This window comes from Sphingobium sp. YBL2 (assembly GCF_000943805.1).
GTDB classification, from domain to species: Bacteria; Pseudomonadota; Alphaproteobacteria; order Sphingomonadales; family Sphingomonadaceae; genus Sphingobium; species Sphingobium fuliginis.
Genome location: NZ_CP010954.1, coordinates 4,499,806 through 4,515,923, shown reverse-complemented (window position 1 = coordinate 4,515,923; position 16,118 = coordinate 4,499,806). Strand labels below are relative to the sequence as shown.

At 66.8% G+C, this 16,118-nt stretch carries 14 protein-coding genes; 7 read left to right on the top strand and 7 right to left on the bottom strand.

Annotated elements, in window-relative coordinates; translation table 11 throughout:
• Positions 1-52: 52 nt before the first annotated feature.
• The 7 genes from TZ53_RS20830 to TZ53_RS20800 all read left to right on the top strand — a co-directional run bounded on the left by TZ53_RS20830 (position 53) and on the right by TZ53_RS20800 (position 9,933).
• On the top strand, positions 53-232 hold the full coding sequence (locus TZ53_RS20830; protein ID WP_037482328.1) for a YdcH family protein: 180 nt from the start codon (positions 53-55) through the stop codon (positions 230-232).
• Between the two features lie 115 nt (positions 233-347).
• Entirely contained in the window at positions 348-818 is a 471-nt protein-coding gene (locus TZ53_RS20825) for a DUF1465 family protein (RefSeq protein ID WP_025548883.1), read from the top strand.
• A 146-nt stretch (positions 819-964) separates the two neighbouring features.
• Positions 965-3,028: an autotransporter assembly complex protein TamA gene (locus tag TZ53_RS20820; protein ID WP_083199128.1), complete on the top strand. Its 2,064-nt coding sequence runs from the start codon at positions 965-967 to the stop codon at positions 3,026-3,028.
• Entirely contained in the window at positions 3,028-7,209 is a 4,182-nt protein-coding gene (locus TZ53_RS20815) for a translocation/assembly module TamB domain-containing protein (RefSeq protein ID WP_044662573.1), read from the top strand. Before TZ53_RS20820 ends, TZ53_RS20815 begins: the two co-directional genes overlap by 1 nt.
• Positions 7,210-7,211: 2 nt before the next feature.
• Positions 7,212-8,606 (top strand): L-serine ammonia-lyase, encoded by a 1,395-nt coding sequence (locus TZ53_RS20810; RefSeq protein WP_044662572.1) that lies wholly within the window; start codon positions 7,212-7,214, stop codon positions 8,604-8,606.
• Between the two features lie 172 nt (positions 8,607-8,778).
• Entirely contained in the window at positions 8,779-9,432 is a 654-nt protein-coding gene (locus TZ53_RS20805) for an outer membrane protein (protein ID WP_025548890.1), read from the top strand.
• Positions 9,433-9,513: 81 nt separating this feature from the next.
• Positions 9,514-9,933 carry an acyl-CoA thioesterase gene (locus TZ53_RS20800; RefSeq protein WP_443216141.1) on the top strand — a complete coding sequence of 140 codons (420 nt, stop codon included), beginning with the start codon at positions 9,514-9,516 and terminating at the stop codon, positions 9,931-9,933.
• Between the two features lie 23 nt (positions 9,934-9,956).
• Here the strand turns inward: TZ53_RS20800 and pyrF are convergent, their stop codons facing one another.
• The 7 genes from pyrF to TZ53_RS20765 are packed head-to-tail and all read right to left on the bottom strand — an operon-like array spanning position 9,957 to position 16,072.
• Positions 9,957-10,631 (bottom strand): orotidine-5'-phosphate decarboxylase, encoded by a 675-nt coding sequence (gene pyrF, locus TZ53_RS20795; protein ID WP_044662571.1) that lies wholly within the window; start codon positions 10,629-10,631, stop codon positions 9,957-9,959.
• Positions 10,628-10,963 carry a lipopolysaccharide assembly protein LapA domain-containing protein gene (locus tag TZ53_RS20790; protein WP_044662570.1) on the bottom strand — a complete coding sequence of 112 codons (336 nt, stop codon included), beginning with the start codon at positions 10,961-10,963 and terminating at the stop codon, positions 10,628-10,630. Before TZ53_RS20790 ends, pyrF begins: the two co-directional genes overlap by 4 nt.
• Positions 10,964-10,993: 30 nt before the next feature.
• Positions 10,994-11,851: an aldose 1-epimerase gene (locus TZ53_RS20785; RefSeq protein ID WP_229742431.1), complete on the bottom strand. Its 858-nt coding sequence runs from the start codon at positions 11,849-11,851 to the stop codon at positions 10,994-10,996.
• A 29-nt stretch (positions 11,852-11,880) separates the two neighbouring features.
• Entirely contained in the window at positions 11,881-13,293 is a 1,413-nt protein-coding gene (locus TZ53_RS20780) for a sugar porter family MFS transporter (protein WP_025548897.1), read from the bottom strand.
• Between the two features lie 22 nt (positions 13,294-13,315).
• Positions 13,316-14,188, bottom strand: coding sequence for an SMP-30/gluconolactonase/LRE family protein (locus TZ53_RS20775; protein ID WP_044662568.1), 873 nt, complete (start codon positions 14,186-14,188; stop codon positions 13,316-13,318).
• Positions 14,189-14,192: 4 nt separating this feature from the next.
• A complete protein-coding gene (locus TZ53_RS20770) occupies positions 14,193-14,951 on the bottom strand; it encodes an SDR family NAD(P)-dependent oxidoreductase (protein WP_044662567.1) in 759 nt (252 codons plus the stop codon).
• Positions 14,948-16,072, bottom strand: coding sequence for a fumarylacetoacetate hydrolase family protein (locus tag TZ53_RS20765; RefSeq protein WP_044663178.1), 1,125 nt, complete (start codon positions 16,070-16,072; stop codon positions 14,948-14,950). The genes TZ53_RS20770 and TZ53_RS20765 overlap by 4 nt, the downstream gene beginning before the upstream one ends.
• Positions 16,073-16,118 lie beyond the last annotated feature (46 nt).

The window sequence follows — 16,118 nt, the reverse complement described above, 5'->3', positions numbered from 1 at the left end:
ATGGGACGGCAATGGGTGCGAAAGTAGGTGTATGGTGAGCCGCGAAGACATCATGCGTCGGCTGGAATTGTTGCGAATCGAGCATCGCGACCTGGACAGCGCCATCAGCGCGCTGGTGGACTCCGGTTCGGGCGACCAGATGCAGGTCGCGCGCCTCAAGAAGCGGAAATTGCGCCTGCGCGACGAAATGGCCCTGCTGGAGGATCAGCTCGTCCCCGACATCATCGCTTGAACGGTTGAACGGATTATGGCCAGTGCGGTCCCGACTGATCCCGAATGACACAATTCGGGGTTAACGGGCCCGCATCGGGACTGACAAGGCGCCCGCTCTATGGCACATATCGGCCATGAAACTCGCCGCTTCTCTTGAACAGGGCCTGCATCGCCGCCTTGTCGACGGTCTCTATGTCGAAGCCATGGTGATGGCGGATGAAGCGCGCGCCTATTTCGACGTGCGGGAGGGAGGCGATCCGGAGACGGACGATCCGCTTCGCCGCGTCGCCTTCGCCTGCGAATCGCTCAAGGTCACGACGCGCCTCATGCACATCATCGCCTGGTTGCTGAGCCAGCGCGCCTGGCAACGGGGGGAACTCAGCGATGCGGAAATGCTGGACGAGAAATACCGCCTCGGCCATGCCGCGACCACCGATCCTTCGGTGGCCGGCAACTTCCCCTTCGCCGCCCGCGCATTGATAGAGGCAAGCCAGGACCTTTACGAAAGGGTCGCGCGCCTTCAGGATCGCATGGCGCGTCCGCGGGCGCAGGCGGAACCCAATCCGGCCCGGGCATTGATGGATCGGCTCAACGCCGCCTTCTGACAGGCGGGTTCGCTGGGGCATGTCGGCAGGAGCGGGGTTACACATCTCCACGCCATCCAGCCTTTCAGCCCAAATCCCCGCACAGCCTGTCCCGCCATCATCTTGGGGGCTGGCCATCCGCCCGATTTCTGGTCTAGATCAGCGCTATGAATACCGGTTTGCGGACCTGCCGCCGCATTTCAGGCCTGCCGCAAGCTGCTCTTCTCGTGCCGCTGCTTCTGCTCGCGCCTGTCGCTCATGCGCAGGCGGCGGCGCAGGCCGGCGCCCAGCCGGTTCCCGATCAGCCCGATCTGGATCCCAATCTGGCCCCCATGCCCGACATCGGCGTCGACTGGCCGGACATGGGACAGCCCGACATCGTCACGCCCATGGTCGAACTGCCGCCCCAGTCTTCCGACGTGCCGCAGCAGGCGGTCGCGCCCGAAGCGGCCGAGGAACAGGCTGAGGAGGCCGTCACCTTTGCGGACACGGGCGCGGATACGGGTGAGGAGCGCCGCTACACCGTCGCGCTGACCGGCGTGGAGGAGATTGCCGACGCCCAGTTCACCACCCGCTTCAACGAACTGTCGGTGCTGCATCAGGGCGAGGGGAAGCCCGCAAATCTCGCCCAGATCAACCGCCGGATCAAGGAGGACAGCGACCTGCTCGACCGGTTGCTGCGCGCCAAGGGCTATTATGCCGCGCGCATTCGCGGCGCCGTGACGCCGCCGCCGGCGGGCAGCGACAGGCTGGCGGTCACCTTCCGGATCGTGCCGGGCGCGCGCTATCTGCTGTCGTCCGTCGACCTGAAGGGCCTGGAGAACACCGGCGAGCGCGAACCGGAATTACGGTCCGCCTTTCCGCCCAGGGCGGGCGATCCGGTCGATTCCGACGCCATCCTCGCCGGCCAGCAGTCCCTGGCCGTCGCGCTGCTCGAGAACGGATTTCCCTTCGGCAAGGTCGAGGAACCGGAAGTCCGCATCGACCATGAGGAGCGCAAGGGCGATCTGGACATCGTCGTCAATCCCGGCGCCTACCGCACCTTCGGCAGGATCGTCATGGCCAATGATGCGCTGTTCAGCGCCCGCCATGTCCAGCGCATCGCCCGCTTCCGTCCCGGCGACACCTATATGGCATCCGATGTCGAAGACCTGCGGCAGGCGCTGATCGCCACCGGGCTCGTTTCATCGCTGACCATGACCCCCAGGGATGCGGGAGACGGCGAGCATGTCGACCTGGCCATCGACGCCCGGCCGGCGCCGCTGCGCACCATAGCGGGCGAACTGGGCTATGGCACCGGGGAGGGTTATCGCGCAGAGGTGAGCTGGGCGCACCGCAATTTCTTCCCGCCGGAAGGGGCGGTGACTGTGCGCGGGGTGATCGGCACGCAGGAGCAGACGGCGTCCTTCACCTATCGCCGCAACAATTTCCGCCGTCGCGACAATGTGCTGACGGGCCTGCTCTCCGTCAGCAACATCAAGCGGGACGCCTATGACGCGCGCACCATAACCCTGTCGGGCGCGCTGGAGCGGCAGACCAACATATTGTTCCAGAAGAAATGGGTCTGGCGCATCGGCGGCGAACTGATCGCGTCGGACGAAGCGGATGCGTTCAGCAACGGCAGCCGGCGCACCTTCCTGATCGGCGCCATTCCATTGAGCCTCACCTATGACGGCAGCGACGACCTGCTGAACCCCAGCCGGGGGTTCCGCCTGGGCGGCCGGCTCAGCCCCGAACTGTCCTTCCAGAACAGCACCTTCGGCTATGCCCGCGTGCAGCTTGACGGCAGCGTCTATCAGCCGATGAACGACCGGATCGTGCTCGCGGCCCGTGCGCGTTTCGGCACCATATTGGGGTCCACGGTCGACCGGATCGCGCCCTCGCGGCGCTTCTATGCCGGCGGCGGCGCTTCGGTGCGCGGCTATGGCTATCAGGCGATCGGCCCGCGCTACGGCCCGAACGACGATCCGGTCGGCGGCAAGAGCCTGGCGGAATTCTCGCTGGAATCCCGCATCCGCTTCGGCAATTTCGGCGTCGTGCCCTTTGTCGACGCCGGCAACATCTCGACCAGTTTCCTGCCGCGCTTCCGCGACCTGCGCATTGGTGCGGGGCTGGGCGTGCGCTATTACAGCAGCTTCGGCCCGATCCGCATCGATGTCGGCACGCCGCTCAATCCGCAGTCGGGCGATCCGAAGATCGCCGTCTATGTCTCGCTGGGGCAGGCCTTCTGATGGCCGGGGAGACGCCCGCCGCGCCGCCGCCGCCGCGCCGCCGCCGCGCCTGGGACGGTCGCTGGCAGCGTTGGGTCGCCGGCATTCTCGCCACGCTGCTGCTGATCGCCGCCGGCGCGCTGGCCTGGCTCGACACCGTGCCGGGCCATCGCTTCCTCGTGTCCCGCATTGCGAAGATCAGCCCGCCTTCGGGCCTGCGCATCCATGTCGACCGGATCGATGGCAGCATCTACCGCAAGGCCGTTCTCCATGGCCTGACCCTGTCCGATCCCAAGGGCGCGTTCCTTGACGCCCCGCGCGTGGAACTGGACTGGTGGCCCTTCGCCTGGCTCTCCAACCGGCTTGATATAGACCGCCTGGTCATTCCGCAGGCGACTCTGCACAAGCTGCCCAAGCTCAACCCCAGCGAGCGGGAGGGGCCGATCCTTCCCGGCTTCGACATCCGGCTGATGCAATTTTCGGTCGGGCGCCTCATCATGGAGCGGGGCATCACGGGCAAGGTGCAGCAGGCGACGCTTTCCGGCGATGCGGACATTCGCGGCGGCCGCGCCATTATCGATCTTTCCGCCCGGGTGTTGAACGGAGAGGATGCGCTCAACATCGCGCTCGACAGCCGGCCCGACGATGACAAGTTCGACCTCGACGTCACGGTGAACGCACCCAGGGGCGGCGTCCTGGGAATCATGGCCGGGTTGAAGCAGGACGCCAATCTCCGCATCCAGGGGCAGGGAAGCTGGACAGGCTGGAACGGTCGCCTGGCGGGCACGCTGGACAGCGAACCCGCCATAGACCTGAAGCTGGCGGCCCGCAGCGGCACCTATACGGCCGCCGGCACCGTCGAGGGAGCCGCCATGGCGGGACAGGGCCTTGTCCAGCGCCTTTCCGCGCCGCGCCTCGCCATCCAGGCGAGCGGATCGATGGCCGACCGGGTGGTCGACGGCAAGCTGTCGCTTCGCTCCGCCGCGATCGACCTCAACGCGGACGGCGCCATCGACCTGCGCAACAATGCGCTCGACAATCTGCTGGTCGATGTGAAGCTCGCCCGCCCGCAGGCTTTGCTCAAGTCGATGGGCGGCCGGGATATTGCGGCGCGCATCCGGCTGGATGGCTCGCTCTCGGGCTTCGGCTATGAATATCTGCTCACTGCCAGGCAACTCGCCTTCGGCAAGACCGTGATCCACGATGTGCGCGCCGACGGCAAGGGACGCAGGGCGAAAGGCGGCCCGGCGCTGATCCCCGTCCATCTGCGCGCCCGGCGTCTCGACGGCCAGGGCCCGCTGGTAGAGGGGATCATCCGCAATTTCGACCTGAACGGCGTGTTGCAGCTCAGGAACCAGCAGGTCGTCAGCAATCCGATGACGGTGCGGTCCGACAAGCTGCGCGGCAGGCTGCTTTTCCTCGCCGACCTGAAATCGGGGCGTTACGACATCGGCCTGGACGGCCAGATCAGCGGCTTGGCCATTCGCGGCCTCGGCATCGTCGACCTGACGTCGAAGCTGCGCGCCGTGCCCGGCCCCCGTGGCGCCTTCACCTTGAGCGGCAATGCGATGGCGCGGATGCGGCGGCTGGACAACAGCTTCCTGCGGTCCCTGGGCGGCGGCCTTCCGGTGTTGCGCAGCGGTCTGTCGCTCGGACCGGACGGGCAGCTTCAGTTCACCGGCCTCCGCCTGGAGGCGCCGCTGCTGACGCTGTCGGCCAAGGGCTATCGCCGCCGCGACGGCACGTTCCATTTCGAAGGCAATGGCCAGCATGGAAGCTATGGTCCGCTGCGCCTGATCCTGGATGGCAGGATCGACCGTCCGACCGTCGATGTCGTGCTGCAAAGCCCGCTGAAGGCGCTTGGCGTCACGGACATGCACGCCCATCTGGTCCCCGATGCGGCGGGTTACGCCTTCACGGCGGAGGGGGGATCGACGCTCGGTCCCTTCACCGGCAACGGCGCGATCCTGCTGCCGCCCGGCGGCCAGGCGATCGTCCGCATTGCCCGCGTGGCCGCATCGGGCGTCAGCGCCAGCGGCGACCTGCGCCCGGTGACCGGCGGGCTGGACGGCGTGCTGAACGTCAGCGGCCCTGTGACCGGCACCGTCGCCTTTGCCCCTGTAAACGGCGTTCAGCAGCTGAAGCTCGCCCTCACCGCCACCGACGCCAGTTTCGACGGCCCGACCAGCATCGCCGTGCGCCGGGGCAGGCTGGATGCCACGATCCTGCTCGACCCTTCCGGCACGACGATCGGCGCCACGGCGCAGGCGCGGGGCCTGCGCATCGGTGCGATCCAGATCGGCCGCCTTGCGGCCAATGCCGATCTGGTCGACGGCAGCGGCAAGGTGACGGCCAGCCTCTCCGGCCAGCGCGGCCGCCTCTTCGACCTCAGCGGCGAGGCGCAGGTCACGCCCGACCGCATCCAGCTTCAGGCGGGCGGCACCATCGACAAGCGGCCGATCAAGCTCAATCGCCCCGCCATATTCACCCGCACCCAGGACGGCTGGCGCCTGGACCCCGCATCTATAGGCTTTGCGGGCGGATCGCTCCAGCTTGGCGGCGAACTCAGCGGCCAGACCACCAGCATAGAGGCGCGGCTGCAGAAACTGCCGCTTTCGCTGCTGGACATCGCCTATGACGATCTGGGCCTTGGCGGCACGGCGACCGGCTCGCTCAGCTATGTGCATACGCGCGGCGGCATGCCGACGGGGAAGGCCGAACTGCGCGTGCGCGGCCTTTCCCGCTCCGGCCTGTCGCTGAGTTCCCGTCCCGTGGATGCGGGCGTCAACGCGGTCCTCAGCCATGACCGTCTGGCCACCCGCATGATCTTCGTCGCGAACGGCCAGACCATCGGCCGGGCGCAGGCGCTGCTCATGCCGCTCGGCACCGAAGGCACTCTGGTGGAGCGGCTCAACCGCGCGTCCCTGTTCGCGCAGCTTCGCTACAATGGCACCGCCGACACGCTCTGGCGCCTGACGGGGGTGGAGATCGTGGACATATCCGGCCCGGTCAACGTCACCGCCGACGCGCGCGGCACGCTGGGCGACCCCGTCATCGCGGGGTCTCTCGCGACGGACAATGCCGCGATCAACAGCCCCGTCACGGGCATGCGGCTGCACGGCGTCAAGGCGCGGGGCCGCTTCTCCGGCGCGCAACTCGTCATGACCGGCTTCAGCGCCGCCGCGCAAAATGGCGGCACGGTCACCGGGACGGGCAGCTTCACCTTCAACGGCATAGCGGGGGTCGGCATGGACCTGCGTCTCCAGGCGGAGAATGCCGCGCTCCTCGAACGGGACGACATCGCCGCCACCGTCACCGGCCCGATCACCATCGCCTCCACCGGCAAAGGCGGCACCATCGGCGGCGACCTGATCCTCAACCGCAGCCGCTTCACCATGGGGCGCGCCGCCGCCGTGGCGCAGATTCCCGAACTGCGCGTGATCGAGATCAACCGTCGCGGCGACGAGATAGAGCGGCCCCGCACCAGCATTCCCTGGGACCTTGCGATCAAGGCGCGCGCCCGCAACCGCCTGACCGTCACGGGCCTTGGCCTTGAGAGCGAGTGGCGCGCCAATCTGGACATCGGCGGCACGGTCACGAGCCCGGCCATTGCGGGCACCGCCGATCTCGTCCGCGGCACCTATGACTTTGCCGGCCGCCGCTTCGACCTCAAGGAAGGCAAGATCCAGTTCGACGGCCGCACCCCCGTCAACCCGACGCTCGACATCGATGCGGAGGCGGATGTCAGCGACCTCACCGCCACCATTCATGTCGGCGGCACGGGCCTCAAGCCCGTGATCAGCTTCACCAGCGTGCCCGCGCTGCCGCAGGACGAACTGCTGTCCCGCATCCTCTTCGGCACGTCGATCACCAACCTGTCCGCGCCCGAAGCGCTGCAACTCGCCTCGGCCGTGGGTTCGCTTCAGGGGCAGGGCGGCCTCGACCCGATCAACGCCGTGCGCAAGGCGGCTGGGCTCGACCGGCTGCGCATCATCGCCGCCGATCCGACGCAGGGGCAGGGCACCTCCATCGCGGCGGGCAAATATCTGACCCGCAAGACCTATGTGGAACTGATCACCGACGGGCAGGGCTATTCCGCGACCCGCATCGAATATCAGGTCACGCGCTGGCTCTCGCTGCTCGGCGCTATCTCCACCCTTGGCCGCGAAAGCGCCAACGTCCGTGTCTCAAAGGATTATTGAACGTGACCAAATCCCGCATCAATGCGGCCGCCGCGATCAGCGTGATGGACCTGTTCACCATCGGCATCGGGCCGTCCAGTTCGCACACGGTCGGGCCGATGCGCGCCGCGCTGATGTTCATGGACTCGCTGCCCGCCATCCCGGCCCGCGTGCAATGCGAACTCTATGGATCGCTCGCCCTCACGGGCAGGGGCCACGCTACCGACATGGCGATCCTGCTCGGCCTGTCCGGCCAGCGTCCCGACAGCGTCGATCCCGACGCCATTGCCGACATCCTCGCCACCATCCGCAGCGAGCGCCGCATCCGTGCGGGCAGCGTGGAGGACCGCTTCGTTCCCTTCGAAGAAACGACCGACCTCCTCTTCCGCATGGGAGAGTTTCTGGAGGCGCATAGCAACGGCATGCGCTTTTCAGCCTGGTTAGACGGGCAGGAGGAGCCGCTGGTCCGCGATTATTATTCGGTCGGCGGCGGCGCGGTCCTGCCGGGCGCGGAGGCGATCGCCGCCGACGCGCCGCTCGGCCATAATGTCGTCCAGCCCTATCCCTTCTCCTCCGGCGCGGAAATGCTGGCGCTGGGGGAGAGTACCGGCCTCAGCATCGCCACGCTGGTCCTGCGCAACGAGGGGGCCTGGCGCGCGCCGCGGGAAACCGAAGCCTTCCTCGACAGCGTGATCGACGCGATGAGCGCATCCATCGATCGCGGCCTGAAGGAAGAGGGGTTGCTGCCCGGCGGGCTGAAGGTCCGGCGCCGCGCCCGCGCCATCCATAACCGGCTGGTGCTCCAGCAAAATGCCCTCGGCCCGGCGCAGATCTTCGAATGGGTCAGCCTCTTCGCGCTGGCGGTGAATGAGGAAAATGCCGCCGGCGGGCGCGTCGTCACCGCTCCGACCAACGGGGCGGCGGGCGTCATCCCCGCCGTATTGCATTATTATCGCCGCTTCGTCCCCGGCGCCGACCGGGAGGGGGAGCGCCGCTTCCTGTTGACCGCGGCGGCCATGGGCTTCCTCTACAAGAAGCGCGCCTCCATCTCAGCCGCCGAAATGGGCTGCCAGGGGGAGGTGGGCGTCGCCTGCTCCATGGCTGCCGCAGGTCTTGCCGCCGTGTTGGGCGGCACCAACCAGCAGGTCGAAAATGCCGCGGAGATCGGCATGGAGCATAATCTCGGCCTCACCTGCGATCCCATCGGCGGACTGGTGCAGATCCCTTGTATCGAGCGCAACACCATGGGCGCCGTGAAGGCGATCAACGCGGCCTATCTCGCGCTCCAGGGCGATGGCCGCCACATCGTCAGCCTGGACGCGGTCATAGAAACCATGCGGCAGACCGGCGAGGACATGGCGAGCCGCTACAAGGAAACGAGCCTTGGCGGACTGGCCGTCAATGTCGTGGAATGTTGATCAACTCACCGCCTGCACGCCTCAGCTACGCGGCGAACCGAGCTGGTTTTGTGGCATAAAGGACACAAATTCAGTTGTTTATCTGAGGTTCATGCAACCTCCAGGGACTTCCATGACTTCACCGTCTCCCCGGCTGACAGGGGATTGAGAAGATAAAGTGGAGTACCCGAATATGCGTAAGATCCTGGCCGCAACCCTCCTGACCGGCGCAGCGGTCGCAAGCCCCGCTCTGGCGCAGGACGTCAATCCTACCTTCACCGGCCCGCGCGTCGAGGCGATACTGGGCTACGACCATACTGGCGCCGGCAGCAGCGTGGACAATGACAATGGCCGCGACGACCAGTCGATCGACGGCCTGCTCTACGGCGTGGGCGCCGGCTATGACGTGAACCTTGGCAGCGCGGTGGTCGGCGTCGAGGGCGAATATACCGACTCCACCTCGAAGAGCGGCCGATCGGACCCCACCGACCAGTTCGGCTTCGGCCGCGTCAAGCAGGGCCGCGACCTCTATATCGGTGCGCGGGCGGGCATATTGGCCAGCCCGAACACGCTGGTCTATGTGAAGGGCGGCTACACCAACACGAAGCTGGACGTGCTGGCCGGCAACACCAATGTCGAAACCGACACCAATTTCAAGCTGGACGGCTGGCGCATCGGTGCGGGCGTGGAGCGCGCCATCAACGCCAATACCTTCGCCAAGCTCGAATATCGCTATTCCAAATATGAGGATGCGCATATCGACTTCGCCAACGGCACGACGACGGACGAATTCGGCATCGACACCGACCGGCACCAGATCGTCGCGAGCCTGGGCTGGCGCTTCTGACGGGAGGGAGGGGCCGGTCGTTCCGGCCCCTTCGCCCCAAGGCATGCCGCGCCGTCCTGTCGCCCTGCCTTCGAACCTGCTATGACGCTGCCCGTGCACAACGCCATTCCCCATCTTTATCCCGTCGGCATAGAGCCGGACGACATCGACTTCATGGGTCATGTCAACAATGCGAGCTATCTGAAATGGGTTCAGGCGGCCGTACTCGACCATTGGCGGGCGCTCGCTCCCACCGAGGCGGTTGCCCAGCATCTATGGGTCGCGCTCAAGCATGAGATCACCTATCGCAAGCCGACCTTCCTCAACGACGACGTCATCGCGACCGTCCTGCTGGAAAAGGTGCAGGGCGCGCGCGCCTTCTACGAAACGGTGATCCGCCCTGGCGAGGAAGTGCTGGCGGAGGTGAAGTCGAGCTGGTGCTGCCTCGACGCCTCCACGCTGCGTCCGGCGCGCCTGGCGCGGGAGGTGATCCAGCATTTCTTCGCGCCGGACGGAACGTGACGTTTCGACCCTGAACGGGCCGCCTAAAGCGTCGCCTCTATCTCCCGCGCTGCAATATCCGGCTTTTCCGCCAGGCTGATCGGCCGTCCGACCACCAGGATCGAGGCGCCCCGGTCCAGCGCCTCGCGCGGCGTCACCGCGCGCTTCTGGTCGCCCATCGCGCCGCCTGCCGGCCGCACGCCCGGAACCACGAAGAACCCGTCAGGCCACGCCTTCTTCGCCAGCGCGACCTCCTCGCCGGAGCAGACGATCCCGTCCAGCCCCGCGCTGCGCGCCAGATCGGCCAGTCGCGCCACCTGATCCTCGGCCTTGCCGCCCACGCCGATGTCGAGCAGGTCTCCATCGTCCAGGCTGGTCAGCACGGTCACGGCGACCACCCGGGTCTTGGCCCCTGCCGCCGCCTTCGCGTCCTCCAGCATGGCGCGCCCGCCGGCGGCATGGACGGTCAGGATCGCAGGCTCCAGCACATGCAGCGCCTGCACCGCCTTGGCGACCGTGTTGGGAATGTCGTGCAGCTTCAGATCGAGGAAGACCGGCAGCCCGAACTTCATCATCTCATGCACGCCATGATGGCCGTGGGCGCAGAAGAATTCGAGGCCCAGCTTCAGCCCGCCCACATGATGACGCACCTGCTGCGCAAGGTCCTGGGCCTTGCGCAGGTCGGGCGTATCGATGGCGACATAGATGGGGCTGGTCATGCTGGTCCTGTGGTGGAGAGGGTAGGGGTCGCGGCCTTGTTGTCCGCGACGGCGAGGGATGGAGGGGTGGAAGACGAGGGGGCGGCGGTCGCCGCGACGAGCGCGCGCTCGGTACTCTCCAGCTTGCGCTTCATGCGCCAGCGGGTTGCCCGCGCCATGATCCAGAAGGGCAGCGCACCCAGCAAATAGGCGCCGATCAGCAGGACCGGCAGTTTCGTTTCCATGACCAGGTCGCCCCAGAGATTCACTTCTACGCGCGTGTAATTGGCGACGCAGAATAGCGCGAGGGCGACGGCGATGACGACCCAGAAGGCAGTCCGCAGAAATTGCATCAACGCTCCTATAGCTGCTGAGCGGGCAGCTTAGGCGATTTTGTCGCGCTGCGGAAGCGCTTCGTCGGACGGAGGGAAGGCGATGCGAAGGGAAAGCGTCTTTTCCGCGCCTGGTTCGATGCTGTCCATGCCCCCCGGACGATTGACGGCATCGGGCATGTGGGTGACAGGTTCCAGGCAGAAATCCGGGGAAAGGGGCGGGCGATAGACATGGAACCATGACGCGCCCACGGCGCTGAGCACGACCCGCGTCCCATCCCCTCGCCGGACGGTGGCGCTGCCGTCCCAGCCGCCATAGGCATTGTCGATCAGGCTGTTTCCCCGCACCCGCGCGCCCGCCGACCAGTCGCCCAGCGCGTCCGCCGCCACCTGCCGCACGGGCAGCATGTCGGCTGTCGCAAGCCACAGCCGGTCCGCCCGGAACTGGAGCGACGTGTCTTCGTCCGCCTGGAAATAGGGGTGGAAGCCAAGGCCCGCCGGCATGGCCTCATCGCTGATGTTGCGCAGCGTCAGCCTCATTTCGATGGCATGGTCGGACAGGGTGAAATGCTGCTGCGCTTCATAGGCCCATGGCCAGCCGCCATCGCCGTCATATCGGTGCGTGAGGTGCGCGCTGTCCTGCGCCGCCGCCGCGACGCTCCATGCCGAGGTCCAGCCGATGCCGTGGAGGCTGTGCGGATGGTCCCCGAAGTTGAGCGGCATCCGCACGTCGCGCCCGGCGAAACGAAAGCGGCCATGGGCGATCCGGTTGGTATAGGGCACCAACGGGAAGCTCGCCATCTGCAACGGATCGCTGCTGTCGACCGGAGCGGTCCGCAATATGTCCGTCCCCGCGAAGCGAAGCGCCGCCAGCGATCCGCCGACGGCGGGGGCGAGCACGGCCTCCACCGCGCCCGCCTTCAGGGCGATCAGGCCGCTCAGCCGACCATGTCCTCAAGCTCGCGGCCTTTCGTCTCATGCACAAGGGCGCGAACGAAGAAGAAGGAGACGGCGGCGAAGAAGGCATAGCCGGTATAGGTGATCGCCAGGCCGGGCGAGACCGCCAGCGCCGGGAAGCTGACGGAGATCAGCGCATTGGCGATCCACTGCGCGAAGCCGGACACGGCAAGCCCCGATCCCCGGATCTGGTTCGGGAACATCTCGCCCAGCATCACCCACATGATCGGACCCCAGCTCATGTTGAAGAAGATCACGTAGAGATTGGCGGCCACCAGCGCGATCACGCCGTTATTGCCGGGCAGCGATACGGCGCCGTCGGCCGCCGTGACCGCCGTGGAGAAGGCATAGGCGACGGTCGCCAGCGTCACCGCCATGCCCGCCGATCCGATCAGCAGCAGCGGTTTGCGCCCGATCCGGTCGACCAGCGCGATGGTGGCAAGGCAGGCGCCGATCGACAGCACGCCCGACAGGATGTTGGTCTGGAGCGCATAATCCTCCGAAAAGCCGACCGCTTCCCACAGGGTAGCGCCATAATAGAAGACGACGTTGATGCCGACCAGCTGCTGGAATACGGCCAGGCCGATGCCGGTCCAGACGATGGGCCGGATCTTGCCGCTGGCCTTGTCGATCAGGTCGCTGAGCTTGGGCCGGTGATGATCGGCGGCCAGACTGTTGCGGATTTCGACCACCTTGCGCGATGCGGCTTCGGCGCCGAACAGGCGGGTGAGCACGGCCTGGGCGCGCTCCTCCTGCCCGCGCGCCACCAGATAGCGGGGGCTTTCCGGGATCACCAGCAGCGCCAGGAAGTAGATCGCGGCCGGAATGGCCTGGAGCCAGAACATCCAGCGCCAGGCGGGAAAGCCCAGCCACAGCTGCGCCGTCGATCCGCCGGCATAGCGCGCCAGCACGAAATTGGCGACGAACGCGCCGGTCAGGCCGGAGATGATCATCACCTGCTGTACGCTGGAGAGACGGCCGCGCACCGCCGCCGGAGTGACTTCGGAAATATAGACCGGGGAGATCACGCTCGCCGCGCCGACCCCCAGGCCGCCGACGATGCGCGCGACGATGAAGATGACGGACGATCCCGCCGCCCCCGCCAATATCGCGCTGACGAGGAACAGCGCAGCCGACAGCATCATCACCCCGCGCCGTCCGATCAGGTCGGCCATGCGCCCGGCCAGGAACGCGCCGATGGAGGAGCCCACCAGGATGGCGCCGACATTGACGCCGATGCCCAGCTTGCCGAGGTCGAAGGCGCTTTCCAGCCCCTTTTGCGTGCCGTTGATGACGCCGCTGTCATAACCGAACATGAACCCGCCGATGGTCGCCACGGCGACGATGGCGGCGATGAAGGCCATATTGACCTTATCGGCACTCCCTTCGGACATTCCTGCTCCTCCGATTTATATTCTAGATGGCTGCAATATAGGATGTTTGCCCGCGCGCGCCGGGATCGAAAGCGAAAAGATCACCGGCACAGGGCTGCGCGAGAAGCTGGTCCCTCGTCAAGCCCTTGCGTGCGGTGGTGGCATAGGCGGTCGACAGGTCCGGTCCGCCAAAGGCGATCTTGGTGACATTGGCGACGGGAAAGCGGACCTCCGCCATCAGCCCGCCCGCCGGATCGTACCGCCGCACGGCCCAGCCGGCGAACAGCCCGGTCCACAGGCAGCCTTCCGCATCGACGGTCGGTCCATCGGGATAGCCGGCGCCATCCTCGATCTCCGCGAACAGCGCCGTATCGTGCAGCGTGCCGTCCGCCGCGATCCGCGTCCGCCAGATCCGCCTGCCCAGCGTGTCGGTGTGATAGAGCAGCGTGCCGTCCGGCGAGACAGCAGGACCATTGGTGATCGAGACCGGAGGCAGACCGCTTTCAGTCAGCCGGCCCTGGTGCAGCCTGTAGAAGCGCCCGCTATCGGCCTCCTCCCCATCGTCCATCGATCCGAACCAGAGACCGCCCGCCGGATCGACCGTGGCGTCGTTCAACCGGTTGCCGGGCCGGTCGGCCTCCGGCGCGTGCAGCAGCGTGAAGCCGGCGGCATCGGGATCGAAGCGGTGCACGCCGGACTGGAGCCCGACGGCGAACGATCCGTCCTGCGCCGGAACGATCCAGCCGACCTGGCCCGGCGCGTCCCAACTGCGCGCGACGCCCAGATCGGGGTCGAAGCGGTGGATGCGCTTCTCCTTGATGTCGACGAACCAGAGCGCTGCATCCCGCGCCACCCAGACGGGCCCTTCGCCCAGGGTCGCGCCGACGCTGAGGACGCTTTCCGGAACCGGGGCCATAGCCTCAGCGCCAGCCCGCATCGATGAAATAATCATGCCCCGTGCACATGCGCGCGTCGTCGGACGCCAGGAACATGGCCAGCGCGGCCACGTCCGCCGGCATGATCCGCCCGTCCAGGCATTGCGCGGCGACGATCTCCGCCTCGCCTTCGGGCGTGTACCATTTCATCTGGCGCGGCGTCTTCACATTGCCGGGAATGATGGTGTTGACGCGGATATTGTCGCGCCCCAGATCGCGGGCCAGACTGCGCGTCAGCCCCTCGATCGCCGCCTTGGCGGTCTGGTACAGCACCAGATCGGGCAGGGCGAGGTGCCAGCTTATCGACCCGAAGTTCAGGATCACCCCGCCGCCCGCGCGCTTCATCGCCGGGGCCACCGCCTGCGCCGCGAAGAAGAGGTGGCGCAGGTTCACCGCCATGCGCTCGTCCCAATAGGCGGGCGTGACATCCTCGATGCCGTGGCGGTCGTCATTGGCCGCATTGTTGATCAATATGTCGACGCCGCCAAGCTGCGCTTCCACCGTGGCGATCATGGCCTGCACGGCTTCGATGTCCCTTAGGTCGCAGGGGTGGAAGACGGGCGCGAAATCCGCGTCCTTCAGCCGTTCCGCGACGGCCCGGCCTTCTTCCTGCGCAATGTCGCAAAAGGCGACCCTGGCTCCCTGCGCGGCAAAGGCTTCGACCAGCCCTTCACCGATTCCGCTGCCGCCGCCGCTGATGAAGACGCGCTTGCCCTTCAGGCTGGGATAGATGGCGCCGCTCATGCGAGCAGGCCCCGCTTGGCGAGATTGGCCATCAGCGCGGCAAGTCCGAATTTCCACGGCGCCGCCTGCTTCGACGTCACGACCCGGTTCACCAGCCGTCCCAGGCGCGGGGTGGAGATGGCGACGATGTCGCCCACCTTGTGGGTGAAGCCGCGTCCCGGTTCGTCGCGATCCTGGACGGGTGCGAACAGCGTGCCCAGGAACAGGGCCAGACCGTCGGGATATTGATGCTCGGAAAGCGTCTGACGCACCAGTTCCAGCGGATCGCGGCTGATCTGGTTCATGCTGCTGGTGCCTTCCAGCCTGTAGCCTTCCGGGCCGTCGATGGTGAGTTCGACCACAGCGTTGCGCACGTCATCGATGGTGAAATCATTGTCGAACAGCCGGACGAGCGGCCCCAGCGAACAGGATGCATTATTGTCCTTGGCCTTGCCCAGCAGCAGGGCGGAACGACCCTCCAGATCGCGCAGATTGACGTCGTTGCCCAACGTCGCGCCGACGGTCCGGCCGCCGGCATCGACGATCAGCACGATCTCCGGCTCCGGATTGTTCCAGTTGGAATCGGAACGGATGCCGATCTCCGCGCCCGCGCCCACCGTCGAGAGCACCGGCGCCTTGGTGAACACCTCCGCATCCGGGCCAATGGCGACCTCCAGATATTGCGACCAGAGCCCGTCTTCGATCAGCGCCTGCTTGAGCGCCGCCGCCTCGGCCGAACCCGGCACGACGGCGCGGATCGACCCGCCGACCCGCTCCTCAAGCCGCGCCCGGATTTCCGCCGCCGCGCCTGCTTCGCCGCGCGCCTGTTCCTCGATCACCCGTTCGATGGCGGAAAAGGCGAAGGTCACGCCGCAGGCCTTGACGCATTGCAGGTCGACCGGGCTCAGCAGCGGCAGGTTCAGCCTATTCAGCGCGCCCAGCGCTACACCATTGGCTGTCCTGGCGGCAGGCAGCATTTCGACCAGTTGCGCGACAGTGGGGGCGACGCGGCTCATGTCATAGGCGACGCCGCCTTCGACCAATATGGGGGTTGGGCCCTCCGCCGTTTCCATGCGGCCAAGGAACAGGCCAGACCGCCAGTCGGCGGGAAGGCAATCGAGCAAAGTGGAGACCCCCGGCATCATCGACTCCTAAGAACGTCCGTTATTGATAGCGCTACCACCACGA

Bases quoted from the DNA above. Each gene is read 5' to 3' on its own strand.
- TZ53_RS20830 (WP_037482328.1), top strand. From the start codon at position 53: ATGCGTCGGCTGGAATTGTTGCGAATCGAGCATCGCGACCTGGACAGC.
- TZ53_RS20825 (WP_025548883.1), top strand. From the start codon at position 348: ATGAAACTCGCCGCTTCTCTTGAACAGGGCCTGCATCGCCGCCTTGTC.
- TZ53_RS20820 (WP_083199128.1), top strand. From the start codon at position 965: ATGAATACCGGTTTGCGGACCTGCCGCCGCATTTCAGGCCTGCCGCAA.
- TZ53_RS20815 (WP_044662573.1), top strand. From the start codon at position 3,028: ATGGCCGGGGAGACGCCCGCCGCGCCGCCGCCGCCGCGCCGCCGCCGC.
- TZ53_RS20805 (WP_025548890.1), top strand. From the start codon at position 8,779: ATGCGTAAGATCCTGGCCGCAACCCTCCTGACCGGCGCAGCGGTCGCA.
- TZ53_RS20800 (WP_443216141.1), top strand. From the start codon at position 9,514: ATGACGCTGCCCGTGCACAACGCCATTCCCCATCTTTATCCCGTCGGC.
- pyrF (WP_044662571.1), bottom strand. From the start codon at position 10,631: ATGACCAGCCCCATCTATGTCGCCATCGATACGCCCGACCTGCGCAAG.
- TZ53_RS20790 (WP_044662570.1), bottom strand. From the start codon at position 10,963: ATGCAATTTCTGCGGACTGCCTTCTGGGTCGTCATCGCCGTCGCCCTC.
- TZ53_RS20780 (WP_025548897.1), bottom strand. From the start codon at position 13,293: ATGTCCGAAGGGAGTGCCGATAAGGTCAATATGGCCTTCATCGCCGCC.
- TZ53_RS20775 (WP_044662568.1), bottom strand. From the start codon at position 14,188: ATGGCCCCGGTTCCGGAAAGCGTCCTCAGCGTCGGCGCGACCCTGGGC.
- TZ53_RS20770 (WP_044662567.1), bottom strand. From the start codon at position 14,951: ATGAGCGGCGCCATCTATCCCAGCCTGAAGGGCAAGCGCGTCTTCATC.
- TZ53_RS20765 (WP_044663178.1), bottom strand. From the start codon at position 16,072: ATGCCGGGGGTCTCCACTTTGCTCGATTGCCTTCCCGCCGACTGGCGG.